This is a genomic window from Streptomyces sp. NPDC088387 (assembly GCF_044753385.1).
In the GTDB taxonomy this organism is placed as follows: domain Bacteria; phylum Actinomycetota; class Actinomycetes; order Streptomycetales; family Streptomycetaceae; genus Streptomyces.
In genome coordinates this window covers 150218-173635 of record NZ_JBIVNC010000018.1, presented here as the reverse complement: position 1 = coordinate 173635, position 23418 = coordinate 150218, and the positions used below count along the sequence as shown (strand labels likewise).

Below are 23418 nucleotides of genomic sequence, written 5' to 3'. Positions count from 1 at the left end.
TCTGCGGGATCGGCCCGGCCTGCCGGGGCGCAACCCCTGTACGCCGCCCGGGCGGTGCAGTCGTCCCGCCGGCCTCTAGGGTCGGCGGGATGACACCTGATGCCGGGGATGCGGTGGCGATGACGCGGGAGATGGCCGTGCGGATCCGTGCGTGGCGGGTCGAGGAGGGCTTGTCCTGGCGTGCCGTGGCCCGGGCGGCGTCCGGTCTGTGGGGCGGCGGGCACGGCAGCAACCAGCTCTACGGCGAGGACCTGTGCGTGGCCGCGGCGGAGGTGCTGGGGGAGGATCCCCGCAAGGAGCCGTGGAACTGACGCCTGCTTCGGCGGTGCCGCGCCGCGGGGTGGCCGGCCCTGCGCGGGCAGGCCCGGTCGCCGGTGCTCGGGCCGGCGGCCGGGCCTCCCTCTTTTTCGTCTCTTGCGTGTTGCGGCGGGCAGTCGTCGCCCCGTTGACGGGCTCCACGGGGCGGGGCCCTGCGCCGTGGAGCCCGTTCGGTGGATCGTCTGTGCGCTCCGGGAGGATCGGGCCGCAGGGAACAGGGACTTGGGGCCGGGGCTGGGGGTGTGGGTTGTCGAGTGGGCGGTGGCTGTCGTATGACGCGGGTTGTCTCACGCGGCTGGGTGCGGGCGGCGAGGTGGTGTCCGGGCTGGGTGGGCGAGGGCTGCCTGCCGACTGCTGCCGCATGTTTGTGCGCGACGCGGGGCGGGAGCTGGAAACCTGCGAGCTTCCCGCGGGCCGGGCCGCGTTCCTCGGCGCGTTCGAGGACGGTGCCCGCACGTACTGGCTGGTGATCGGCAGCGGTGAAGTCTGGATGGTCCGCGGTTGCGCGGGCGATGAGGAGCAGCAGTACGGGCTGGTCAACTCCTCTGTCACGGGTTTGCAGCAGGTTCTGTCGGTGTGGGAGGCGTTCGTCCGCTCGGCGAAGAGCGACACGGACGACGGCTACGACGACTATGCCGAAGGCGTGATCGAGCGGGCCCGGCAGAGCGACCCGCGTGCGTTCGAGGACGAGGACTCCTGGTGGTCACGCGTCTTCGAGGAGGCCGGGTTCGAGGTGTTGGTCCCGCAGGACGAGTAGGCCAGGACGCGGTGGCCACGGAGGCGGGCGGCCGGGACTGTCCCGTGCACGGCATCGGCCCGCCTGCCGTGTACGCGGCGTGGCCCGGTGATCCAGCCGGGCAGACCGGTGCCGCGGGGCAGACCGGTGCCGCGGGGCGGGGCGGGTGTCTCTGCGGACGGAGCGCGGGCCCTGCGGCCCTCCACCGCGCCCCGGCCCCCAGCCGGGCCCTGAGGGCGCCGGCGTGCCGTCGCCGCCCCCGGGCGCCCAGGAGGCGCACAGCGGTCCCGCAGACCCCGCCCAGGGCCCCGCACGGGGTCCAACTCCCCTGCCCGCGGCCCCGGATCGCCCTCCCGGCCGCGGACCCGGGCCGGGGGCCTGGGCCGGGGGCCCTGGGCCGTCGTAGAGCCGGCCCGGGGCCGGGCTCCGTCGCGGCATCCGGCCAAAGACCCCGGTCCCGCCGTGGAGGGCGGCCGTGGCGGGGGCGGGGTGCGGGCGTCGGCTGCGGGATGCCGCCCCGCCGCGGGGGCCGCGGGGCCGTGGGGGCCGCGGGGGCCGCGGGGGTCGTGGGGTCGCGGGGCTGTGGGGTTGGGGGCCGTTGCCTCTACCACGGAAACAGACCTTGTGGTCTTTTACTGTGTGAGGTATGTCCTGGTCTGTCATCAAACCGGCTCTGGTCCGAGGTTCGAGGCCGCGTGGGGGCGTCCTCCGGTGTGCCGCCGGCGCGGGCCGTGGCGGCTGGCTGGAGGATCACCGGAGCCGTGTCTGGGGGCGGGGCGGGGTTGCCGGGCCTCTGGTGCCGTGACCTGCGGGTATGTGCGGGCGGTGGGTGGTGGGCGGGTCCGTGCGGGGGTGGGGTGGGGTTTTCTGGTCGGCTCGAACCTGTCCCTTTCGCTTGACAAACCGACTGTGCTGTTTTTTTAATCGTATTCGAGTCGGAATCGTCGTGGGGTCGTCCGGTCACCCGGGTGGCAGTGGGCGCGGCGTCCACTCGTACACCGCCGGTATCCGAATCCAGGGGGAGAAGACAGTGGACATTGAAGTTCTGGGCGCGCTGTCCGTACGTGAGCACGGCATCTCGATCACCCCGACGGCGCCCAAGCCGCGGCAGGTGCTCGCGCTGCTCGCGTTGCATGCCGACCGGGTGGTCCAGGTGTCCTCCCTGATCGAGGAGTTGTGGGACGACGAGCCGCCGCGCAGTGCCCGTACCACGTTGCAGACCTATGTGCTGCAACTGCGTGAGCTGATCGGTGAGGCGCTGGCGAAGGCCGGTGAAAGGGACGTCACGGCCAAGGACATCGTGGTCACGCTGCCCGGTGGTTACCGGCTGAACACCCGGGGCGGGCGGGTCGATTTCCGCGAGTTCGAGCGGCAGGCCGGCGCGGGCTACCGGGCCATGGACGCCGAGGACTTCTCCGGCGGGGCGCGCCGGCTGCGTGAGGCGCTGTCGCTGTGGACGGGGCCCGCGCTCGCCGATGTGAGTGCCGGCGGCCGGATCGGGCTGGAGGCCAAGCGGCTGGAGGAGGCCCGGCTGTGCGCGCTCGACCAGCGGATCGAGGCCGATCTGCGTCTGGGCCGTCACCGCGAGCTGCTGTCGGAGCTGACCGTGCTCGTCAACCGGCACCGGATGCACGAGAGCCTGCACGGCCAGTTCATGGTGGCCCTGCACCGCTCCGGACGGCGCGGTGAGGCGCTCAGCGTCTACCAGCGGCTGCGGACCACCCTCGTACGCGAACTGGGCCTGGAGCCCTCGGCGATGCTCAGCCGCCTACAGCGGTCCATCCTCACCGCCCACCCTGAGACCACCGCCACCCGCGGCCCCGAAACCACCGGACAGGCCGTCGCCCGGGTCGGCTGACCCCACGGCCGGCAGGCAGCTGTGCGGCAGCCGCACCGGGGAAGCGGGGGAGCGGGGGAGCGGGGGAGTTCTCCGCGAGGGGCGCTGCGAGGGGCGCTGCGAGGGGTGTGAGGGCTTGCCGGCGGGAAGGCCCGCCCGGGGCGCGGGGGCCCTGCGGGCGGGAAGGCGGGAAGCACTGCCGGGGGCAGTGCGGTACCCGGGGGCCGCCGGTGGTGGGCGGTGCTGTCCTCGGGGGGTGCGGACTGCTGCGCATGCGGGTCCGCTCTGCGGACAGGGGGCAGGTCCTCAGGAGTCGTGTGCGGTGAGGCCGAATCCCTCGGGAAAGCCCTCCAGGAATGCGCGACGCGACAAGTCCGTCTCCTCCGCGGCCATCGAAGCGATCAGCTCGACGAACTCGGTCCGCTGGTCATCCGACAGCTGTGCCACCAGATGGGCCACCCCCTCCAGGACCCTGACCGCGTCATCGGGGTCCATCCGGTCGTCCCCGCACTCCTCGACGAACCGGAGAACATCGACCAACGCCTGCGCCAGAGCACGGGTCAGCGACGCATACACGGACATCGGGAAAACCTCCCACCGGGCGGCCGACAGAGCCAGGCCATCCCAGCACACACCCCCCGGGCAGGCGTCGTGGAGTGCTTTTGCCGGCGCCGCCCTCCAGGGCCGCGCCGCGCCGTGCCACAAGGCCCGTGTCCCGCGCAGGAGTTCGGCCGCCTCGCCGGGGCCGTGTACGGCGGCGCTACGGCCCCGAGCGGCCGGCCGGCGGAACAGGTGCGGCGTCCGTCGCCGCCCGGCCCGCCCGCGCCACGAGCACGCCCGGCAGCGCCCCGTGCGTTCGTCGTGGGACTCGACGGGAACCGGGAATGCGGGACTGCGTCTCTTCCTCAAAGGTCACTCGAAAGCGGCCCGGGAAACAACCCGCTTCCCCCCTTCTCTGTCTCTTTGCGTCTTTGCGGAAAGAGACTTCAGGGGTGTTGCTGCCGTCCGGCCCTTCTTCCGGCCGCAATTGATACCGGCAGACGCGCGTGTACGGGGTTTCCGGTGACTGGACCACAGAGCGGTCCGCGTGCGGGCGGGGGATGTGCGAGTGCGGCTCCAGTGCGGTTCCGTGTCCTCTTGAGGCCGGCTATTTCATGGGGCGGGCGCCCAGTTCCGGGAAACCGACGTCGGTGCCGCGCCGCTGCCAGGCACAGACCCGTTCCACCGCACGGATCAACTCCGTCGCACCGGCCGGGTCCTCGGCATCCCCTCCGGGCCGGCAGGCAGGACCCGCACCCGCACCCGCACCCGTGTCCGCACCCGTGTCCGCACCCGCGTCCGCGCCTGCGCCTGCGTCCAGTCGGCGCAGCAGCTGCCGCATCAGCGGATCCGCACCCCCCGGCGCCGTCCCGCCCGCCTGCGCCCGCCTGGCCGACCAGCCCCCGCCCGCCGCGCCTTCGGACACCGCCGTGCCCTCACAGGCCCCCGTGTCCGTGCTCTCCGGGCTCTCCGGGCTCCCGTGCGCCGGCGCCGTGGGCCCGGCCGGCGTGTCCTCGGCCGCGGCGCCGGGCCCGGCCGCCGTCTTCTGGGCCCGCGTGCTCTGGGCCCGCGTGTCCTGGGCCCGCGTGTTCGGGGCCGTGGTGTTTTCGGGTGGGGTGGCTGTGCCGTGTGGTCCGTTGTTTCTGATGGCCTCCATGACGCGGAAAGCTAACAGCGTGAACACGGCGGGAAAAGACCCCCGTAATACACGCCCGTACCGTCAACGGCATGTCAGAACAGTGCCGGGGAAAGCGGAACGAGCCCCTACGCGAAGGCGGCTCGACAACAACTAGAGAATTCCCGACGGGTGGAACGCGCCGGGATACGGTGCGCCTCGTGCATACGTCGCGGGGCAGGGACACGCTCGTCCCGTGTGGCGCAATATCGACGAACCTCGGGCACCGATTCGTACACCGTTCGGACGCCGAGTCCAGCCGTCGAGGTACGGGGAGGGGAAAATCATGAAGATCTGTGTTCTGGGTCCACTGAGCGCCGAGGTCAACGGGATGTCGATCGTTCCGACGGCCGGCAAGCCGCGGCAGATCCTGGCGCTGCTGGCCCTGTACCCGGGCCGGGTCATGCCCGTGCCCACCCTCATGGAGGAGATCTGGGGCACCGAGCTTCCGCAGTCCGCCCTGACCACCCTTCAGACCTACATCCTGCAACTGCGGCGCCGGCTCGGCACGGCCATGGGGCCGGGCACGCCCGGCACCGCGAAGGACGTCCTGGCCACCCGGCACGGCGGATACCTGCTCCAGATACCCCCGGAGGCCGTCGACGTCCACGCCTACGAGCATCTGGTCACCGCCGGCCAGCAGGCCTTCGAGGACGGCGACGACGAGGTCGCCGCCCGCTCCTACCGCCGGGCCCTGGACCTGTGGCAGGGCTCCGCCCTGGTCGACGTACGGGTGGGACCGGTACTGGAGATCGAGGCGATGCGGCTGGAGGAGAGCCGGCTCGTCACCCGCGAACGCCGCATCGACGCCGACCTGCGCACCGGCCGGCACGCCGAGGTCACCGCCGAGCTGATGGACCTGATCGCCCGTCACCCCGAACACGAGGGACTGCACTCGCAGGCCATGGTGGCGCTGTACCGCTCGGGCCGCCAGGCCGGCGCACTGGAGGTCTTCCACCGGCTGCGCCGCCGCCTGGTCGACGAGCTGGGCGTCGAGCCCTCGCCGCAGTTGCAGCGGCTGCACCAGGCGATGCTCGCCGTCGACCCGCAGCTCGACGTGGTGTCCGGGCCGCGCCGCTCCTCCACCTTCGACCTCTACGCCGCCTGAACGCGCCGCCGCTTCATACGGGCCGCTTCATACGGGCCGCTTCATACGGGCCGGTTTCGTGCGGGCCGGGTTCGTGCGGAGCGGTGCTGTAGGCGGCGGACCAGGCCGGCCTCGGTTTCGGTGAGGTGGGCATCGGTCAGCCGCCGCTCGGTGGCGGCGGGCAGGCCGGCCCGCCAGTCGGCCTCGCAGGTGGCGGTCATGGCGTGGGCGTACACGCTCACCGATCCGGATCCCGCCGTACCCGCGCACGAGGTCCTCGTCGTGTGCGCCGAGGCATCGGGCACGGTGAGTTGGTGGCTGCACACCTGGGCAGCGACGCCCGGAGCGGTGGCCGGCCGGCACCTGGCCGACGCGGCGGCCCGGTGGGAGTACGACCTGCTCGGTGACCAACTGCCCTGGAGCGCCTGGGAGAACGAGCAGGAGATGCATGCCGAGCCGACCGCCTGGCTGCTCCGCCATGCTCCGGCCCGCCTCAGTGCGGTGGGGGCGTCCGGGGAACTGCTGCACCGGATAGGGCTGCTCGGCCTCACCGGCCCCGACCGGTGGGAGGACCCGCACTGGCCCGGCCACCGCTACTGACCACCTGCCCACCGGCTCACTGCCCCCGCGCCCGTCCCCTTGCCGCCCGCCGCGCCGCCTCCCCGAGCGGCACCCCCGCGACCTGCCACCGCACCCACGGCATCCGCTACTTCCACCGTTGCTACTCGATCGGCGGCGACACCCTGTCAAGGCATCGGCTGGGGCGGACGCCCACTCAGCACAGCGGCCTGACCCAACTGATGTTGCTGTCCGGTTGGTCTCTAATCGTCGAACTCGAAGCCCGAACTCTCCGCCCGGGCGATGATGTCGCGGACTGCCTCGGGGCTCGTGACGACTGATTCAACGGCCGTCTTGAGAAGCGCGAGGTCGCTCGGACTCCCGACCGCGCAGAACATGCCGGCCTCGCTGTCGAAGTCGATGCGCTCGGCGATGTCTGGCCAGGCAAACCGCACGAGACCTTCCCAGAAGTATCCGTTCGGCTCGTGTCCCGCATCGGCCACTGCTGCATCAGCAACCAGGCCACCGACATCCAACGTTAGCGAGTGTTCGCCGTCGAAGTCATGAAGCTTGATGGTCACGGCCGCGATCCTCTCACGCCTGGCCCACAGCCATCCGCTCCCTCCATGGGCTCATCCGCTCCCGACTCCGGTGAACCTTCCCGGTCACAGCACCAGACCGGCAGACCGGCAGGGCCGGCAGGCCGGCTGTCTCGACTCGGCAGCGCGAGCCGCGGGTGCAGCCGGGCCCGCCCTGGGGCAGGCCGGCCGCCCCCGGTTCTCTTAGGTATCGGGTTCCTGATCAGAGTTTCCGTGACCGGACCACTCCGAGAGGGCACGGGAAGAAAGCAGTCGGCCGCGGCCCGGTGGCACCGCTACGCTGCGCGGATGGACGGGGAAGACGAGCCGGTCGATGCCTTCGGCCTCTTCGTGGCCTTGCGTGACCACGAAGGCCCGGACGCCTTCGGGGCGGTGGTGACGCCGTGGCTCGCACGAGCCGTGGCCGGCTACCGGGACCGGCTGGCGAAGGCCGCCACGTCGTTGTGCCGTGAGGACTTCGAGCCGCCCGCCGCTCTTCGCGGGGAAATGAGCTGGGAGCTCTACGCTCTCAGCCGGGTCAGTGACGTGCTGCTGCTGTCCCACCAGCCGCCCTACGAGGCCGGCGGGGAGGCGCCCTGGGCGCACCGGCTGCACCCGCTCGATCAGTGGCCGGCGCTCGGCCTGGGGCAGTACCTGCACCTGTTCACCGCTTTGGGACTGGTGCCGTTCCAGGAGACGGAATCGTTCGACCCCTTCCTCCACGAGATCGTGGAGGTCGAGCAGACCCAGGACCCGCAGGAGCCCATCCGGGTCACGGAGGTGGTCTGGCCGGGACTGTGGCTGGGGCCGCTGCTGTTCAGCCGTGCGGGAGTGCGCGTCCGCGCCGGCGCACGGCACGCGGAACGCGGCAGGGCCGACCGTTCCCCGCTCTACTGGACCTTCCTGCGCCGTCACCGGCCGACGGTGGACCAGTCGCACGGATGGGGCAGCCACGCGCAGTGGCGCACCGAATTGCGCCTGGACTACCGGACACCGACGGGCAGGCGCATCAACGCCGACGGCCACCTGGACATCGACACGGCCGACGGCGACCCCAGCCCCGCCGAGGCACCGCTGACACCGGCCGAGCGCCGTGAACTGCTCCGCAACCGCTGCCTGCTGCGCACACCCGCATACACGGCGCCGCCCTCGGACGCAGGCTGGGAGAGTGACCTCTACCCCTTTGACTGGCGGCTGCGCTTCGGCGGGGAACCCGGTCGCGCGGGCCCGTAGGAGCGGCCGGAGCGGACCCGCGCCCGCAACGGACGTATCCGCGGCCCGGCAGCGGGGCCGGCCGGGGGTTCATCGGGCGAGGTCGAGTTCCTTCAGCAGGGTGCGTTCCAAAGCGGTCAGGGGGCGGTTGGGGCACAGGCGTTCGGGGTGGCCGGGCGGTGGTGCGTCAAGGACGGCGGCGGCGTGGATGGCCTCGCCGGTGATCTGGTACGAGCCCGCCGCGACCAGGCCCCGCCAGAACCAGCCGGCCAGAGCGCGGACGAGGCGCCGTATGCGCCGGACGCGGGAAACCCCCATCGGCACTCCCTCATGAGTCTCGGATCCCGGATCCCGGGTCAAGGATCCCGGGCTGTGGGTTGTGGGCTGCTTCTGTCGTGCCGTCAGGCTGGGGCGGGGGGCTCGTGAACGGCATGACGTTCGCTCGAGTGCCGCCCCAAGCAGGCCGGACCCGCCCCCCCGTTTGCCGCCCGCGTGTGCGCAGTACGCCGCGCCCCCGGCTACGGACGGGCGGCCGCGTCCCGGTCGGGGCCGTGCCGCGCCGCGGTGGAGTACGGGTGGCGCGCGGCGGGCGCGGGGGCGGCGTGCTGCGCATTTGAGCGGTTCTCCAGGCGTGGGCGAGCGGGCCTCCACCCGATCAGGACACAGTCCATGGCGTGCCTGTACGGGCCGGCAGGTTACGGCGTCCCGTGACCGTCCGGCCGGCCCGCCAGAGGTCCGAGACGAGAGGGGTGTGACGTATGTACCTCGCGCCTGTGCACCGTATGGCCCAGCACGCCGAGGTGAACGCCCCGGCCGGTGTGCTCTACGGCCTGATCGCCGACGCGCTGCGCTGGCCGGTGTTCCTGCCGCCCACCGTCCACGTCGAGCAGCTGGAGTTCGACGGCGCGTCGGAACGGCTGCGGATGTGGGTGACGGCCAACGGCGAGATCCGCTCCTGGACCACACGCCGCCTGCTCGACCCCGTCGCGCACCGGATCGAGTTCCGCCAGGAGGTCCTGCCCCGCCCGGTCAGCGCGATGGGCGGCAGCTGGGTCGTCGAACCACGCGGCCCCGAACGCTCCCTGGTGACCCTCAGCAACGATTTCGCCGTCGACGGCAACGCCCGCGCCGACGTCGACTGGGTCCGGCGGGCCACCACCGCCAACAGCCGCGCCGGCCTGGACAACCTCAAACAGCTCGCCGAACGCTGGCAGCGCCTGGACGACCTCGTCCTCAGCTTCGAGGACACCGCCCGTATCGACGCGCCCGTCGAGCCGGTCTACGCGTTCCTGCACCGCTTCGGCGACCGCGGCGACGCCGTGCCCGGTGCCACCGGCATCGACATCACCGAACACGGGCCCGGCGTACAGATCATGACCGTGCGCCGGCCCGGCCCCGACGGCACCGAACGCACCACCGAATCCGTACGGATCGGGTTCCCGCACGCCGCGCGCATCGTCTACAAGGAGATCCGCGACAGCGCCGTACCCGCCCTGCTGTCCGCCCACACGGGGGAGTGGTCGGTCGAACCCGACGTCCACGGCACCGGCGTCACCGTCGTCGCCCGCCACCACGCGGTACTCGACGAGGACGGCGTACGGCGCCGCTACGGCCTGGGCCCCGACGCGGTACGCACCGCACGCGAGGAACTGCGCACCCGCCTGGGCCACGAGAGCGCCGTCGCCCTGCGCCTGGCCCGCGAACACGCCGAGCACGCCGAGCACGCGATGGCCCGCGGAGCCTGAACCCCCCGCCCGCCCGTCCGCCGGCCCATCCGGACCCCGGCCGCCCCCTCCCCGGGCCCCGCGACCGGCGGGCCCGGGCCCCGGGGCCCGAGGCGGGTGCCCCGGGTCCTGAGGCGGGTCCGCCGGTCTTCCCTGCCGGGCGTGCCGCCCCCGGGATCCCCACCCCGCCGGGCGGCACGCCCTCCCCCCCCCGGAAAGCCTCCGCCCCCCGCACCAACCAACCGCCAACCGCCCCCGTCCCGTCCGCCCGCCTCGTCCGCACCGCCTGCCCGTCCGCGAACACCGGACGTCCTGAAGCCGGAGGTTCCACGTGAACGACAGCCTGACCGCGGGCGCCGCCGACCTGTCCGCGCCCGGGGGACGCCCCACCACCGGCCCCACCACCGGCCCCACCACCTCTCCTCTCTCCGTCCTCACCCCGCCCGCCGGGGGCGGGGCCGTGCGGGCGCGGTTTGTCGAGGAGCTGCTGGGTGATCCCTTCGCGGCCGCCAACCCGCATGGCCAGCACGCCCTGCTCGCCGCCGACGAACGGCGCGAGGTGCCCGCGGCCACCGAGGAACTCCTGCACCGCTACGGGCTGGGCGCCGAGTTCGTGCCCGCCGCCCTGGGCGGGCGCCTGACCGGCGTCGAAGCCCTCGCCCAGGTCCTGCGGCCCCTGCTGCGCCGCGACGTGGCGCTGGGCTTCGGCGCCGGGATGACCGCCCTGTTCGCCGCGTCCGTGGTGTGGACGGCCGGCACCGCACAGCAGCGCCGCGACACCGCCCGGCTCCTCCTCGGGGGCGGCCGGATCACCATCCTGCACCGCGAGTTCGCCCACGCCAACGCCATCCTGCGCGGCGAGTACACCGCCCGCCCCGCCCCCGGCGGCGGCCACATCCTCGACGGCCGCAAAGAAGTCGTCATCAACGCCGACCGCGCCGACGCCTTCGTCGCCTACGTCCGCACCGCCCCCGGCGAAGGCCCCGACAGCCACTCCGTGTTCCTCCTGGACACCGGCCGGCTGCCCGCGAAAGCCCTGCGCCGGCTGCCCCGCGCCCGCACCCACGGCATGCGCGGCGCCCACTACGCCGGACTCGAACTCCTGCACTGCCCCGTCCCCGCCGAAGCCCTTGTCGGCGCCGTCGGCGACGGCGTCCCGCTCGCCCTGCGCACCTTCCAGGTCAGCCGCGCCCTGGTCTCCGGCGGCGCCCTGGTCGCCGGCATGGACAGCGCCCTGCGCTACGCCGTGCGCGCGGTCGCCGAGTCCCGCCGCGGCGTCGTCCTGCGCGGACGCCGGGCCCGCGTCCTGGCCGGCGTCTTCGCCGACCTGCTGGCCTGCGACAGCCTCGCCGTCACCGGCCTGCGGCTGCTGGACCTGGCCCCCGAACACGCCCTGATCCCCTCCGCCGCCGTCAAGTACGCCGTCTCCGCACTCCTGCACGAGGACCTCGACGAACTCGCCGCCGTCCTGGGCGCCCGCGGCTACGACCGCGGCCCCGCCTACGGCGGATTCCAAAAACTCGTCCGCGACCTGCCCGTGGCCGGCCTCGGCCACGCCGGCACCGCCGACACCCAGGCCGTCCTCGTCCCCCACCTGCGCAGCCTCGCCGCGGCCGGCGCCGGCTGGCGCGACGGACCCGGACACGAAGCACCCGCCGCCCTGTTCACCCCCGCCACCCACACCAGCGGAACGGGAACGGGAACGGGGTCGGGGGTGGGGGGGCTGGACTTCCGGCGGCTGGACGCCGAACCCCGCGACGCCGGCGCCGGCTGCGACGGACTGCTCGCCGTCCTCCTGGGCGCCGCCGCCCGCCTGGACGGCCAACGCCACCACGGGCCCCGCTGGGCAGCCCTCGCCGACCTGGCCGCCGCCTTCGCCACCGAAGTCCACCACCTCGCCGAACGCTGCGCCGCCCTCACCTCGCGCCCCGCCACCACCGCCCCCGCCGCCTACGTCCTCGTCGACCGCTACTGCCTGCTCCTGGCCGCCGCCTCCTGCCTCGCCGTCCGCGAGAACGCCCGCCCCCACACCCCCGAAGGCGCCCTGCTCGCCGCCCCCGACTGGGCGCTGCTGGCCCTGACCCGCTTCGGCCGCCGCCTGGGCCTGGACGTGCCCGCCCCGCCCGACGGCGTCACCCAGGACCTCGCCGCCGGCCTCGTCGAGCGCTACCGAAACGGCTACAGCTTCGACCTGTACGGGATGCGCCTCGCATGACAACCGCCCCCCGCAGAAACGGTTTTGCGCACCGGGCGCGGCCCATAGCCCCGCCCGGGGCCGGGCCGGCCGACGAACCCAAGGAGGCGAACGCCGTGCACCACAGCGAGCCCACCGCCGCGCCCCGCGAGGAGGGGCGGGCCACCGACGACCTCGACGCCCGGGACGTGGCCGGGGTCCTGGACGGCCTGCACCGGCTCAGCGCCCTGGGCACGGTCGCCACCGCCCAGGGCAGTGCGATCGCCCCGCCGGTGCACATCCCCCGCCCCGACAGCTCCTGGCTGCGGATCCGGGAGGACCTCCTGGACCGCGGGGCGGCGATGGCGTACGCGACCTGGACCGAATGGCTGCCCGCGGTCCTGACCACCCCCCGGCTGCGGGCCCTGCTCGGCCGGGACTTCGCCCGCTACACCGCCACCCAGGACCCGGCGGTGCGCTGCCGGTTCGCCGCGTCCCGGCTGCTCATCAAGTACACGGCCGCCGCCGCGCTGGGCATCGCGCCCGAAGACCTCGACATCGCCTACCGGCTCGGCGGACGCCCCTATCTGCGCGGCCTGGACCAGGTCGAGGTGGGTCTGAGCCACACCGGTGAACTCATGGCCGTCGCGATCAGCCGGATCGGACGGATCGGCCTGGACGCCGAACGCGCCGACCGCCGTTTCGACCTCTCCGTCATGCGCACCCAGATGTGCACCCCCGCCGAGGCCGCCGCCCTCGACGCCCTGCCCGAGGACCAGCGGGCCGCGAGCGTCCTGCGGCTGTGGACCCTGAAAGAGGCCTACACCAAGGCACTGGGGCAGGGCATGCGGCTGCCCTTCACCGAGTTCGGCTTCGACCTCGCGCTGGGGGGACTGCGCACCCCCGACGGCGGCGCCGCCCTCGGCGACGAATGGGCCTTCGCCACCCACCCCGTCCTGGGCCGCTACCTGATCAGCGCCGCCTGCCACGACATGGGCCTCGACCCGGCCGGCGACACCTCGGTGGACACCATGCTCGACCGCCGCCTGCTGACCGCGATGACACCCCCCGGCGAACAGCGGCCGGACGTCGTCGACATCTGACACCGGCCCACCCCAACACCCGGCACCGGCGCCCCTGCCCGACACACACGAGCACCCGCCCGGCCAACCCGGCACCCCGCCCCGGACACCAGGACACCAGGACGCGCGGGCACCAGGACGTCAGGGCGCGCGGGCGCCAGGACGTCAGGGCGCGCGGGCGCCGGGGCGCCGGGCAAGACGGGACCGGCAACAGGGCCGGCAACGGCGGCCGGGGGAGAAGCCCGGGGCCGGGGGAGGAGCCCGGGCGCCGGCGGAGAGGTCCGGGCCGGGGGAGAGGTCCGGGCCGGGCCGGGGGGTGGGTTCAGGGGCGGGTGGGTGGGGTGCCCTCGGTGAACAGGACGTGGAAGGACAGGGTGTCCAGCCGCCAGCCCTCGCCGGTGCGCCGGGCGCTGCCGGTGGCGAGGGTGCCCGCCCGGAACAGCGGCGGCCCGTCGGCGCCGGGATGGTGGACATGGGTGGTGAGGACCTGCGCCCGGAACCGGGCGTGCCCGCCCGCCACCTCCACCACGGGCGGCGAGCCCAGATGCTGGGTCGCCGCGAACGACGCCAGCGAGGCCCGGTGCCACGCGGCGAGCCCGGCCCGCCCCTCGTGGCGGCTCATCGGGAAGGTGACGACCGCGTCGCCGGTGAACAGGCTCCGCGCCCACGCGTCGTCGAGTTCCCCGTCGTCGAGCGCGATCAGATAACGGCCCAGGAGTTCCGCGACCAGGACCGCTTCAGTGGATTCGGCGGATTCGGCGGCCGGGTGTGCGGCCGCACGCACATGGTTGGAAGTCACCGCCCGAGCATGGCGCCGCCCGTACTTCCGCGACCAGATCCCTGCCAGAGATCTGACATTACCGCCAGAGTTCTGTAACGGATTGTCAAAGGCCTGTACAGCAGTCGCTTTACCGTTCACTCATGGCCCGGCAATACTCGTCAAACACCAGTCGGAAGAGGGCAGATGAATACCTTTGACGCGGACGTGATCATAGTAGGAGCAGGTCCCACCGGACTTATGCTCGCGGGCGAGTTGAGTCTCCATGGAGTCTCCGCCCTGGTTGTCGACCGGCTTGCCGAGCCCATCCGGGAATCCCGCGCACTCGGTTTCTCCGCGCGCACGATCGAGGAATTCGCGCAGCGCGGACTGCTTTCCCGGCTCGGTGACGTCGATGTCATTCCGTTCGGGCATTTCGGTGGAGTCCCGCTCGACTACCGCATTGTCGAGGGCGGTTCCTACGGAGCCCGCGGTATTCCCCAGTCCCGTACCGAGGCCATGCTCGCCGGCTGGATCGCCGAGCGCGGGGTGCGCGTGCGCCGCGGGGTCGAGGTCACCGGCATCACCCAGGACGAGAACGGCGTCGACGTCCACACCCACGACGGCAGCCTGCGCGGGCGCTACGTCGTCGGCTGCGACGGGGCCCGCAGCGTCGTACGCACCGGCGCCGGCATCGACTTCCCCGGCACCGCGCCCACCGTCGAGCTGCGCTTCGCCGACATCACCGGCGTAGCGCTGCGGCCGCGGTTCAGCGGCGAGCCGGTGCCCGGCGGCATGGTGATGGTGCTGCCGCTGGGCCCGGACATGAGCCGGGTCATCTACTACGACCGCGCCCAGCCGCTGCGCACCGCCGGCGAGCCGATCACCTTCGCCGAGGTCGCCGAGGCCTTCGAACGCCTCTCCGGCGAGGACATCAGCGCCGCGACACCGCGGTGGGTGTCCTCCACCACCGACGTCAGCCGGCAGGCCGCCCAGTACCGCAGCGGCCGGGTCTTCGTCGCCGGGGACGCCGCCCACATCCACCTGCCGATCGGCGCGCAGGGCATGAGCGCCGGCATCCAGGACGCCGTCAACCTCGGCTGGAAACTCGCCCTGGACATCAACGGCCGGGCCCCCGAAGGCCTGCTGGACACCTACCACGGTGAACGCCACCCGGTCGGCGCCCGCATCCTCGCCAACACCCTCGCCCAGCGCACCCTCTACCTCGGCGGCGAGGAGGCCGGCCCGCTGCGGGAGGTCTTCACCGAACTGGTCGCCGGCAACCAGGACGTACAGCGCCACCTCGTGGGCATGGTCACCGGCCTGGACATCCGCCACGACGTCGGCGCGGACGGCCACCCGCTGCTCGGCCGGCGCCTCGCCGACCGCGAGATCACCCGCGACGGGAACAAGCAGAGCGTCATCGGCCTGCTCGCCGCCGGCCGCGGACTGCTCCTCGACCTCACCGGCAGCAGCGCACTGCGGCAGGCGGGCGCCGGCTGGTCGGACCGGGTCGACACCGTCACCGTGCAGGACCCCGACGGCGAGAGCGGCCTCGACGCGCTCCTCGTACGGCCCGACGGCTACATCGCCTGGGTCGGCGGCCCCGGTGAGGGCCCCGGCGCCGGCACCGCCGGCATCGCGCTCACCGACGCGCTCGCCCGCTGGTTCGGCCCCGCCACCTGACCGGCACCCCGCCGGCACCCGCTGTTGCGGGCCTGCGCCCCGTCCACGCCCGTTCGTTCACCCTTCCAGGAAGCGAAAAGAGACCATGCCGAGCATCTCCACCGAGGACAACTACCTGACCGTCCTCAACCTGTTCACCACCGACACCCCCGAAAACCAGGACCAGCTGCTCACCGAGATGCAGAAGATCGTCGACGCGGCCGCCTACGAGGGGTGGATCTCCTCCACCGTGCACGCCGGGCAGGACAGCCCCGGCACCGCCAACCTGATCCAGTGGCGCAGCGGCGAGGACCTGCAAAAGCGGTACTCCGGCGAGGAGTTCAAGCACCGCACACTGCCCGTCTTCCGTGAGATCACCACCGCGATCCGGCTGCTCCAGAACGAGATCGTCTTCAGCCAGAGCCGGCCCGGCCTGGACGGTGTGAAGGTCTCCCCGCAGCGCGACGACTACACCGCCATCGAGGTCTACCAGGTCGCCGACGCCGACCAGGCCGAACTGCTCACCCTGCTCGGCCAGGGCCAGGACTGGCTCGTCAACGTGCCCGGCTACCGCTCCCACAGCGTCTTCCGCGGCCTGCGCGCCATGTTCGTCGAGGGCGCCTTCGCCGTCGTCTACTCCCAGTGGGACAGCAAGGAGAGCTACGACGCCTTCCGCGCCCTGCCCCACGAGGACAAGCCCAAGCCGCGCCGCGTCAACGACGAGCGCATCGACGCCCTGAAGACGGCCAGCGACTCCAACACCTACCGCGTGGTCCACACCCGCGCCGCCGGCGAATAACCCACCCACCCCGAACCCGAACCCGGGCAGGGCGGGGCAGGGCAGGGCGGGGCAGGGTCGGGCCGGCTCCGGCAGCGCGGCCCGCAGCGCCGCACACCGGCCCTGCGGGCTACGTCCGGCCCTGCGGCCGCACACCGGCCCGCCGGGCCCCGGCCGCCACACCGGCACGCCCCGCACGCACCGACCTGCACCGCCAGACACCGGCCCGCCCGGTCCGCACCGGTCCGCCCGGCACGCGCCGACCTGCACCGCCAGACACCGGCCCGCCCGGTCCGCACCGGTCCGCCCGGCACGCGCCGACCTGCACCGCCAGACACCGGCCCGCACCGGTCCACCCGGCCCGCACCGGTCCGCCCCCGGTCCGCCCGGGTGCCGGGCCCGCCGGGCGCCGGACCCTGAGACGCCAAGGAGTGAGAGACCTATGCACAGCACGCTGATCGTGGCCCGTATGGCGCCCGGTGCGAGCACGGACGTCGCCAAGCTGTTCGCCGCCTTCGACGAGACCGACATGCCGCACCGCATGGGCACCCGCCGGCGCCAGCTGTTCGCCTTCAACGGCCTGTACTTCCACCTCCAGGACTTCGACGAGGACAACGGCGGCGAACTGATCCAGGCCGCCAAGGACGACCCGCGTTTCCGGCGGATCAGTGACGACCTCACCCCGTTCATCGACCCCTACGACCCGGCCACCTGGCGCTCCCCGGCCGACGCGATGGCCCGCCGCTTCTACCGCTGGCAGGCCCCGCCCGCCTGACCCCGAACGCCTTTCCTCCCTTTCGTCCCCGGCGTCCGGCCGGGGGGCAACGCACCGATCAGCCGGGGGCCCACGGCCCCGAGACCGAAGGAATCACCCATGGCCAGCAGCCAGTTCACCCTCGACGACCTCAGGCGGATCCTGATCGAGGCCGCGGGCGCGGACGAGAACGTCGACCTCGCCGGCGACATCCTGGACACCACGTTCGAGGTGCTCGGTTATGAGTCCATCGCCCTGCTGGAGACCGGCGGGCGCATCGAACGCGAGTACGCCATCGTCCTGGACGACGACGACCTCAGCGACGAGATCACCCCCGGCGACCTGATCGACGCCGTCAACGCCCAGCTCTCCCAGACCCAGACCCAGACCCAGAACCCGTCCCCGTCTTCCGCGGCCGCCTGACAGGAGCACACCCTCATGCCCGACACCATCCGTAGGGTGGCCCTGGTCACCGGCGCGACCAGCGGCATCGGCCTGGAAGTCGCCCGCCTGCTGGCCCAGCAGGGCCACCAGGTGTTCATCGGCGCCCGCAACGCCGAGAACGTCTCCCGCACCGCCAAGACACTGCGCGAGGAGGGCCTGGACGTCGACGGGCAGCAGCTCGACGTCCGCGACACCGACTCCGTACGGGAGTTCGTGCGCGCCGCCGTCGACGTGTTCGGCTCCGTCGACGTCCTGGTCAACAACGCCGGCCGCTCCGGCGGCGGCCCCACCGCCGACCTCACCGACGAACTGTGGAACGACGTCGTCGACACCAACCTCAACAGCGTCTTCCGTATGACCCGCGAGGTCCTGACCACCGGCGGCATGCGCGCCAAGGACCGCGGCCGGATCATCAACATCGCCTCCACCGCCGGCAAGCAGGGCGTCGTCCTCGGCGCCCCCTACTCGGCGTCCAAGCACGGCGTCGTCGGCTTCACCAAGGCGCTCGGCAACGAACTCGCCCCCACCGGCATCACCGTCAACGCGGTCTGCCCCGGCTACGTCGAGACCCCCATGGCCGAACGGGTCCGCCAGGGCTACGCCGCCGCCTACGACACCACCGAGTCCGAGATCCTCAAGAAGTTCCAGGCGAAGATCCCCCTCGGCCGCTACTCCACCCCCCAGGAAGTCGCCGGCCTGGTCGGCTACCTGGCCTCCGACCCCGCCGCGTCCATCACCTCCCAGGCCCTCAACGTCTGCGGCGGACTCGGCAACTTCTGAGCTCCGCCCCGCCCTCAACCCGCGTACCGAGGAGAGCCCCGATGACGACTCGTGAGGTCGAGCACGAGATCACGATCAGCGCACCCGCAGCCGCCGTCTACCGTCTCCTCGCCGAGGTGACCAACTGGCCGCTCATCTTCCCGCCGACCATCCACGTCGACCGGCAGGAAGCGGCCGGCAACGAGGAACGCATCCGGATCTGGGCCACCGCCAACGGCGAACCCAAGACCTGGACCTCCCACCGCACCCTCGACGCCGCCGCCCGGCGCATCACCTTCCGCCAGGAAGTACCCGCGCCGCCGGTCGCCGCCATGAGCGGCACCTGGATCGTCGAGGACGCCGGCCACGACAGCGCCCGGGTACGGCTGCTGCACGACTACCGGGCCGTCGGCGACGACCCCCACGACCTGCTGTGGATCGAGCGGGCCGTCGACAAGAACAGCACCGCCGAACTCGCCGCCCTCAAGGACAACGTCGAACGCGTGCACCGCGCCGACACCGAGGACCTGACGTTCTCCTTCACCGACACCGTCACGATCGACGGAGCCGCCAAGGACGCCTTCGACTTCGTCAACGAGGCCGGCCGGTGGAGCGAACGCCTCCCGCACGTGGCCCGCGTCCGCTTCACCGAGGACACCCCCGGCCTCCAGGAACTGGAGATGGACACCCGCGCCAAGGACGGCTCCACCCACACCACCAAGTCCTACCGCGTCGTCACCAGCCCCACCCGCATCGCCTACAAGCAGGTCACCCTGCCCGCCCTGATGACCCTGCACACCGGCGTGTGGACGTTCGAGGAGACCAACACCGGTGCCAGCGCCTCCTCCCAGCACACCGTCACCCTCAACACCGCCAACATCACCGCGGTTCTGGGCCCGCAGGCCACCGTCGCCGACGCCCGCGCCTACGTCCACGGCGCACTGAGCACCAACAGCCTCGCCACCCTCGGCCACGCCAAGGCCTACGCGGAGCGGAACCGCTGACATGGCCTCCCCTCCCGCACACGGCACAGCCGGACCCGCCGGGCCCGCGCGGCACGTCGACACCCAGGTGATCGTCGTCGGCGCGGGCCCGGCCGGCCTGTTCCTGGCCGGGGAACTCGCCCTGCGCGGCATCCAGGTCACCCTCGTCGAGCAGCGCCACCGCCCCAGCACCGCCTCGCGTGCGACCACCCTGCACGCCCGCACCATGGAGATCCTCGACAGCCGCGGCCTGCTCACCGGCCTTACCGGCGCCCCGAACGAGCCACGCGGCCACTTCGGCGGCATCCCCATGGACCTGACGCTGCCCACCCCCTGGCCGGGCCAGTTCAAAGTCCCCCAGGCCAGGACCGAGGCCGTGCTGGAGGAATGGGCGCTGGGCCTGGGCGCCGACCTCCGGTGCGGGCACACCCTGCACACCGTCACCGCCCGCCCCACCCACGTCGAGGCCACCGCCACCGGCCGCGACGGCACCCCCCTCACCCTGCGCGCCGCCTACCTGGTGGCCTGCGACGGACAGGACTCCACCGTGCGCCGCCTGACCGGCGCCGCCTTCCCCGGCACCCCCGCCACGCGGGAACTGCTGCGCGCCGACGTCAACGGCATCGACATCCCCGAACGGCGCTTCCAGCGGCTGCCCGCCGGCTTCGCCGTCGCCGCCCGCAACCGGGCCGGCACCACCCGGGTCATGGTCCACGCCTTCGGTACCCCCGCCCGTGACCGGATTCCCGGCAGCGCCCCGCACTTCGAGGAGATCACCGACGCCTGGAAACGCGTCACCGGCGAGGACATCTCCACCGGCACCCCGCTGTGGGTCAACCACTTCGACGACGCCGCCCGCCAGCTCGCCCACTACCGGCACGGACGCGTCCTGTTCGCCGGCGACGCCGCCCACCGCCAGATGCCCATCGGCGGCCAGTCCCTCAACCTCGCCCTCCAGGACGCCCACAACCTCGGCTTCAAACTCGCCGCCACCCTCGACCGCACCGCCCCCGACACCCTCCTGGACACCTACCACAGCGAACGCCACCCGGTCGGCGCCGCCGCCCTGGCCCACATCCGCGCCCAGGCCCACCTCCTGCTCGCCGGCCCCGACATCGAAGGCCTGCGCACCGTCTTCACCGAACTCCTCACCCACGACAGCGTCCGCACCCGCCTCGCCGAAGCCGTCAGCGGCCTCGGTGTCCGCTACGACACCGGCGGCCCCGCCCACCCCCTCAGCGGCCGGCGTGTCCCGCACGTCGCCCTGCGCGTCGGCGCGATCCGCTGCTGCCCGGCCGAACTGCTGCGCTCCGGGCGGGGACTGCTCCTCGGCGTCGGCAGCGAACCCCCGCCCCTCGACCCGCGCCTGGCCGACCGGATCGACACCGTCACCGCCGGCGCCGCCCCCCGCACCCCGCTCGCCGCCACCCCCGCCCTGCTGATCCGGCCCGACGGCCACATCGTGTGGACCGGCGGCCCGGACGGCGACCGGCTCGACCAGGCCACCCGCCGCTGGTTCGGCACCCCCTGAACACCCCCACCCCACCCCATCCCCACCCCCGTCCCCGACCGTCTGCCCCCGCCTGCTTCCTGGGCCTGCCGCCGCCCCTCACCCGCGCCCTGTCCGCCGCCGTCCGAGCCTTGATTACCGAGAGGGATCCACGACCATGCAGGACACCACGATGGACGCCGACGTCATCGTCGTCGGCGCCGGCCCGACCGGGCTGATGCTCGCAGGAGAACTCCGCCTGGGCGGGGCCGAGGTGATCGTCCTCGACAGGCTGGCCGAGCCCACCGGACAGTCCCGCGGCCTGGGCTTCACCGCCCGCGCCATGGAGGTCTTCGACCAGCGCGGCATCCTGCCCCGCTTCGGGCAGGGCGAGACACTCGCGGTCAGCGACATCGGCCACTTCGGCGGCGTCCAGTTCGACTTCACCGCCCTTGACGGCGCCCACTTCGGGGCGCGCGGCATCCCGCAGAGCCAGACCGAGGCCGTCCTCGCCGGCTGGGCCGGCGACCTGGGCGCCGACATCCGCCGCGGCCACGAGATCACCGCCCTGGACGACGGCTTCACCACCGCCGACCACGTCCAGATCACCGTCTCCACCCCCGACGGCCCCCGCACCCTGCGCGCCCCCTACCTGGTCGGCTGCGACGGCGGCAAGAGCACCGTCCGCAAACTCGCCGGCATCGGCTTCCCCGGCACCGAAGCCACCCGCGCCATGTTCCTCGCCGACATCACCGGCCTCGACCTCACACCCCGCTACCTCGGCGAGACCCTGCCCAACGGCATGGTGATGGCCGCCCCCCTGGGCGAGGGCGTGCACCGCATCATCGTCTGCCCGCACGGCGCCGCCGCCCGCTCCGCCGAGGACACCGTCACCTTCGAGGAAGTCGCCAAGGCCTGGGAGCACATCACCGGCGAGGACATCAGCCACGGCGGCGCCGCCTGGGTCAGCTTCTTCAGCGACGCCACCCGCCAGGCCCAGACCTACCGCAGCGGCCGGGTCCTGCTCGCCGGCGACGCCGCCCACATCCACCTCCCGGCCGGCGGCCAGGGCCTGAGCACCGGCGTGCAGGACGCCGTCAACCTCGGCTTCAAACTCGCCGCCGTCACCACCGGCCGCGCCCACCCCGCCCTCCTGGACACCTACCACAGCGAACGCCACCCCGTCGGGCGCCGGCTGCTGATGAACACCCGTGCCCAGGGCATGGTCTTCCTCGGCGGCGACGGCGCCGACCCGCTGCGCCTGGTACTGGGCGAACTCACCGGCTACGAAACGGTCCGCCGCCACCTCGCCGGCATCGTCTCCCACCTCGACATCCGCTACGACCTCACCGACCCCGCCGACAGCGAGAACCCGGCCGCAGACGCGGGGCAGGGGCATCCGCTGCTCGGCCGCCGCCTGGGCAAGCACCCGCTGGCCACCCCCGACGGCGCCACCGACACCTTCCGCCTCCTGCACACCGGCCGCGGCCTCCTCCTCGGCCTCACCGCCGACCCCGCCCTGCACACCGCGGCGGCCGGCCACGCCGACCGTGTCGACACCCTCACCGTCACCCCCGAAGGACCCGCCGCCCAGGCCGCGTTCGCCGGCGCCACCGCCCTCCTGGTCCGCCCCGACGGCCACGTCGTCTGGACCAGCAACACCCCCGGCGCCATCGAGGGTCTCGCCGAGGCCCTCGACCGCTGGTTCGGCACCGCCGCCTGACCCGCCCACACGACGACAAAGAAAGGGGGCGCCGTCCGCACCACGCGGACGGCGCCCCTCTCGTCGTCTCCGGCCCTCGCACACCCGCGGCACGGCACGCGCGCCGCCCCCGGCTCCCGTGCCCGGCCGGGCCCCTGGCGAGGCGGTCACCTAACATCCCGGCATGGCCATGTTCGTGCACCTGACCTCGGCGGCCCACGCGCCGCGTATCCGCCGCTGCGGCATCCGGGCCGTCAGCCACGGACAGGACGGCGCACGCGGCGTGTACTGCTTCCCGGTCCTGCCCTCCTACACCCTCACCCACCAGTGGCTGCGCGAACTGGCCCGGTTCGGCAGCCGGGGCGGGCTGATCGCCGTCCACCTGCGCCTGGACGACACCCAGGACGTCCTCGTCGGACGCTACGCCGACCGGGCCGGCAACGCGCAGGCGGGCGTCGCCGCGTCCGAGGCGGTACGCCGGATCGCCGCGCTGGAGGACCCGCGCGGCTGGGAGGTGTTCGTTCCCCGGGCGATCCGCCCGCGCGAGATACACCGGCTGCGCACCGCACCGCAGGTGACCGGCTGGCGCTATGTGCCCGACGCGCACGGGGTGCGCCCCTGCACCTGCTTCGGATGCCAGGTGCGCGGCGGCTGGGGGGCGCGGCGCCTGCGCGAGCGGCTGCCGCATCCGCTGGACGGCCCGCCGCCGCCCGCCCGGATCCTGCTCGCCCAGGTCGCGGCGGCCGGTGACCCGGGGGACCCGGCCGTACTGCGCCAGGCCCTGCACGGCTTCGCCCGGCGCCGGCGCGGCCCGCTCGCCGAGCTGGGCCGCCTCGCCGGCCACCCCGACGCCGGGGTCCGCGAGGACCTCGTACGGGCCGTCGCCCGCTGGTCCACCCCCGGCGTCGGCAACCTGCTGGACACCCTCGCCGGCGATCCGCACCCCGACGTCCGCGAGGCCGTCCAGGCAGCCCGCGAAGCACGGGAAGCGCGGGAAGCGCAAAAGGCGCGCGCGGCACACTGACCCCGCCCCACCCCCCACCCCCCGCCCCGGCTGCCGGGGTTGAC

General features: G+C 73.4%; 24 protein-coding genes. 18 read left to right on the top strand and 6 right to left on the bottom strand.

The window, feature by feature from the left end:
• The first annotated feature begins 89 nt into the window (after positions 1 to 89).
• From ACIQAC_RS35725 to ACIQAC_RS35715, 3 genes are all read left to right on the top strand, one after another.
• Positions 90 to 311 carry a hypothetical protein gene (locus tag ACIQAC_RS35725; RefSeq protein WP_402198742.1) on the top strand — a complete coding sequence of 74 codons (222 nt, stop codon included), beginning with the start codon at positions 90 to 92 and terminating at the stop codon, positions 309 to 311.
• Positions 312 to 679: 368 nt separating this feature from the next.
• Positions 680 to 1075 (top strand): SUKH-4 family immunity protein, encoded by a 396-nt coding sequence (locus ACIQAC_RS35720; protein ID WP_402198741.1) that lies wholly within the window; start codon positions 680 to 682, stop codon positions 1073 to 1075.
• A gap of 1009 nt (positions 1076 to 2084) precedes the next feature.
• Positions 2085 to 2912 carry a BTAD domain-containing putative transcriptional regulator gene (locus tag ACIQAC_RS35715; RefSeq protein ID WP_402198739.1) on the top strand — a complete coding sequence of 276 codons (828 nt, stop codon included), beginning with the start codon at positions 2085 to 2087 and terminating at the stop codon, positions 2910 to 2912.
• 285 nt (positions 2913 to 3197) lie between these two features.
• Here the strand turns inward: ACIQAC_RS35715 and ACIQAC_RS35710 are convergent, their stop codons facing one another.
• Positions 3198 to 3473 (bottom strand): hypothetical protein, encoded by a 276-nt coding sequence (locus ACIQAC_RS35710; RefSeq protein ID WP_402198736.1) that lies wholly within the window; start codon positions 3471 to 3473, stop codon positions 3198 to 3200.
• Between the two features lie 565 nt (positions 3474 to 4038).
• Positions 4039 to 4587: a hypothetical protein gene (locus tag ACIQAC_RS35705; protein WP_402198735.1), complete on the bottom strand. Its 549-nt coding sequence runs from the start codon at positions 4585 to 4587 to the stop codon at positions 4039 to 4041.
• A 304-nt stretch (positions 4588 to 4891) separates the two neighbouring features.
• Here ACIQAC_RS35705 and ACIQAC_RS35700 point away from each other — a divergent pair, with 304 nt between their 5' ends.
• Positions 4892 to 5713, top strand: a complete 822-nt coding sequence (locus ACIQAC_RS35700) for a BTAD domain-containing putative transcriptional regulator (protein WP_402198733.1) — start codon at positions 4892 to 4894, stop codon at positions 5711 to 5713.
• A gap of 41 nt (positions 5714 to 5754) precedes the next feature.
• Here the strand turns inward: ACIQAC_RS35700 and ACIQAC_RS35695 are convergent, their stop codons facing one another.
• Positions 5755 to 5913 carry a hypothetical protein gene (locus ACIQAC_RS35695; protein ID WP_402198730.1) on the bottom strand — a complete coding sequence of 53 codons (159 nt, stop codon included), beginning with the start codon at positions 5911 to 5913 and terminating at the stop codon, positions 5755 to 5757.
• Between ACIQAC_RS35695 and ACIQAC_RS35690 the strand changes: the two genes are divergently transcribed.
• Entirely contained in the window at positions 5912 to 6292 is a 381-nt protein-coding gene (locus tag ACIQAC_RS35690) for a hypothetical protein (protein ID WP_402198727.1), read from the top strand. The two genes, ACIQAC_RS35695 and ACIQAC_RS35690, sit on opposite strands and share 2 nt — an antisense overlap.
• Before the next feature lie 221 nt (positions 6293 to 6513).
• On the opposite strand, the gene ACIQAC_RS35685 is transcribed toward ACIQAC_RS35690, so the two are convergent.
• Complete coding sequence (locus ACIQAC_RS35685) at positions 6514 to 6831, bottom strand: Imm51 family immunity protein (RefSeq protein ID WP_402198726.1); 318 nt, start codon at positions 6829 to 6831, stop codon at positions 6514 to 6516.
• 306 nt (positions 6832 to 7137) lie between these two features.
• On the opposite strand from ACIQAC_RS35685, the gene ACIQAC_RS35680 reads away from it, so the two are divergent.
• Complete coding sequence (locus tag ACIQAC_RS35680) at positions 7138 to 8061, top strand: hypothetical protein (protein WP_402198724.1); 924 nt, start codon at positions 7138 to 7140, stop codon at positions 8059 to 8061.
• A gap of 69 nt (positions 8062 to 8130) precedes the next feature.
• On the opposite strand, the gene ACIQAC_RS35675 is transcribed toward ACIQAC_RS35680, so the two are convergent.
• Positions 8131 to 8358 (bottom strand): DUF6059 family protein, encoded by a 228-nt coding sequence (locus ACIQAC_RS35675; RefSeq protein WP_402198721.1) that lies wholly within the window; start codon positions 8356 to 8358, stop codon positions 8131 to 8133.
• 440 nt (positions 8359 to 8798) lie between these two features.
• Between ACIQAC_RS35675 and ACIQAC_RS35670 the strand changes: the two genes are divergently transcribed.
• The 3 genes from ACIQAC_RS35670 to ACIQAC_RS35660 all read left to right on the top strand — a co-directional run bounded on the left by ACIQAC_RS35670 (position 8799) and on the right by ACIQAC_RS35660 (position 13040).
• Positions 8799 to 9785, top strand: a complete 987-nt coding sequence (locus ACIQAC_RS35670) for an SRPBCC family protein (RefSeq protein WP_402198719.1) — start codon at positions 8799 to 8801, stop codon at positions 9783 to 9785.
• A gap of 310 nt (positions 9786 to 10095) precedes the next feature.
• Entirely contained in the window at positions 10096 to 11979 is a 1884-nt protein-coding gene (locus ACIQAC_RS35665) for an acyl-CoA dehydrogenase (protein ID WP_402198716.1), read from the top strand.
• A 95-nt stretch (positions 11980 to 12074) separates the two neighbouring features.
• Positions 12075 to 13040 carry a 4'-phosphopantetheinyl transferase family protein gene (locus ACIQAC_RS35660; protein WP_402198713.1) on the top strand — a complete coding sequence of 322 codons (966 nt, stop codon included), beginning with the start codon at positions 12075 to 12077 and terminating at the stop codon, positions 13038 to 13040.
• Positions 13041 to 13341: 301 nt separating this feature from the next.
• Here the strand turns inward: ACIQAC_RS35660 and ACIQAC_RS35655 are convergent, their stop codons facing one another.
• Positions 13342 to 13818, bottom strand: a complete 477-nt coding sequence (locus tag ACIQAC_RS35655) for a nuclear transport factor 2 family protein (RefSeq protein WP_402198711.1) — start codon at positions 13816 to 13818, stop codon at positions 13342 to 13344.
• Positions 13819 to 13983: 165 nt separating this feature from the next.
• On the opposite strand from ACIQAC_RS35655, the gene ACIQAC_RS35650 reads away from it, so the two are divergent.
• From ACIQAC_RS35650 to ACIQAC_RS35610, 9 genes are all read left to right on the top strand, one after another.
• A complete protein-coding gene (locus ACIQAC_RS35650; protein WP_402198710.1) occupies positions 13984 to 15462 on the top strand; it encodes an FAD-dependent monooxygenase in 1479 nt (492 codons plus the stop codon).
• An 85-nt stretch (positions 15463 to 15547) separates the two neighbouring features.
• Entirely contained in the window at positions 15548 to 16240 is a 693-nt protein-coding gene (locus ACIQAC_RS35645; protein WP_402198709.1) for an antibiotic biosynthesis monooxygenase family protein, read from the top strand.
• 421 nt (positions 16241 to 16661) lie between these two features.
• Positions 16662 to 16994 (top strand): TcmI family type II polyketide cyclase, encoded by a 333-nt coding sequence (locus tag ACIQAC_RS35640; protein ID WP_402198707.1) that lies wholly within the window; start codon positions 16662 to 16664, stop codon positions 16992 to 16994.
• A 99-nt stretch (positions 16995 to 17093) separates the two neighbouring features.
• Entirely contained in the window at positions 17094 to 17396 is a 303-nt protein-coding gene (locus tag ACIQAC_RS35635) for an acyl carrier protein (protein WP_402198706.1), read from the top strand.
• A 15-nt stretch (positions 17397 to 17411) separates the two neighbouring features.
• Positions 17412 to 18197, top strand: a complete 786-nt coding sequence (gene fabG, locus ACIQAC_RS35630) for a 3-oxoacyl-ACP reductase FabG (protein WP_402198703.1) — start codon at positions 17412 to 17414, stop codon at positions 18195 to 18197.
• A 41-nt stretch (positions 18198 to 18238) separates the two neighbouring features.
• Entirely contained in the window at positions 18239 to 19180 is a 942-nt protein-coding gene (locus ACIQAC_RS35625; protein ID WP_402198701.1) for an aromatase/cyclase, read from the top strand.
• A 1-nt stretch (position 19181) separates the two neighbouring features.
• The gene (locus ACIQAC_RS35620) at positions 19182 to 20690 is read left to right on the top strand and encodes an FAD-dependent oxidoreductase (protein WP_402198698.1); all 1509 of its coding nucleotides are present in this window, start codon (positions 19182 to 19184) and stop codon (positions 20688 to 20690) included.
• 136 nt (positions 20691 to 20826) lie between these two features.
• Positions 20827 to 22371: an FAD-dependent monooxygenase gene (locus tag ACIQAC_RS35615; protein WP_402198696.1), complete on the top strand. Its 1545-nt coding sequence runs from the start codon at positions 20827 to 20829 to the stop codon at positions 22369 to 22371.
• Between the two features lie 163 nt (positions 22372 to 22534).
• Entirely contained in the window at positions 22535 to 23374 is an 840-nt protein-coding gene (locus ACIQAC_RS35610) for a HEAT repeat domain-containing protein (RefSeq protein WP_402198694.1), read from the top strand.
• Positions 23375 to 23418: the final 44 nt, after the last annotated feature.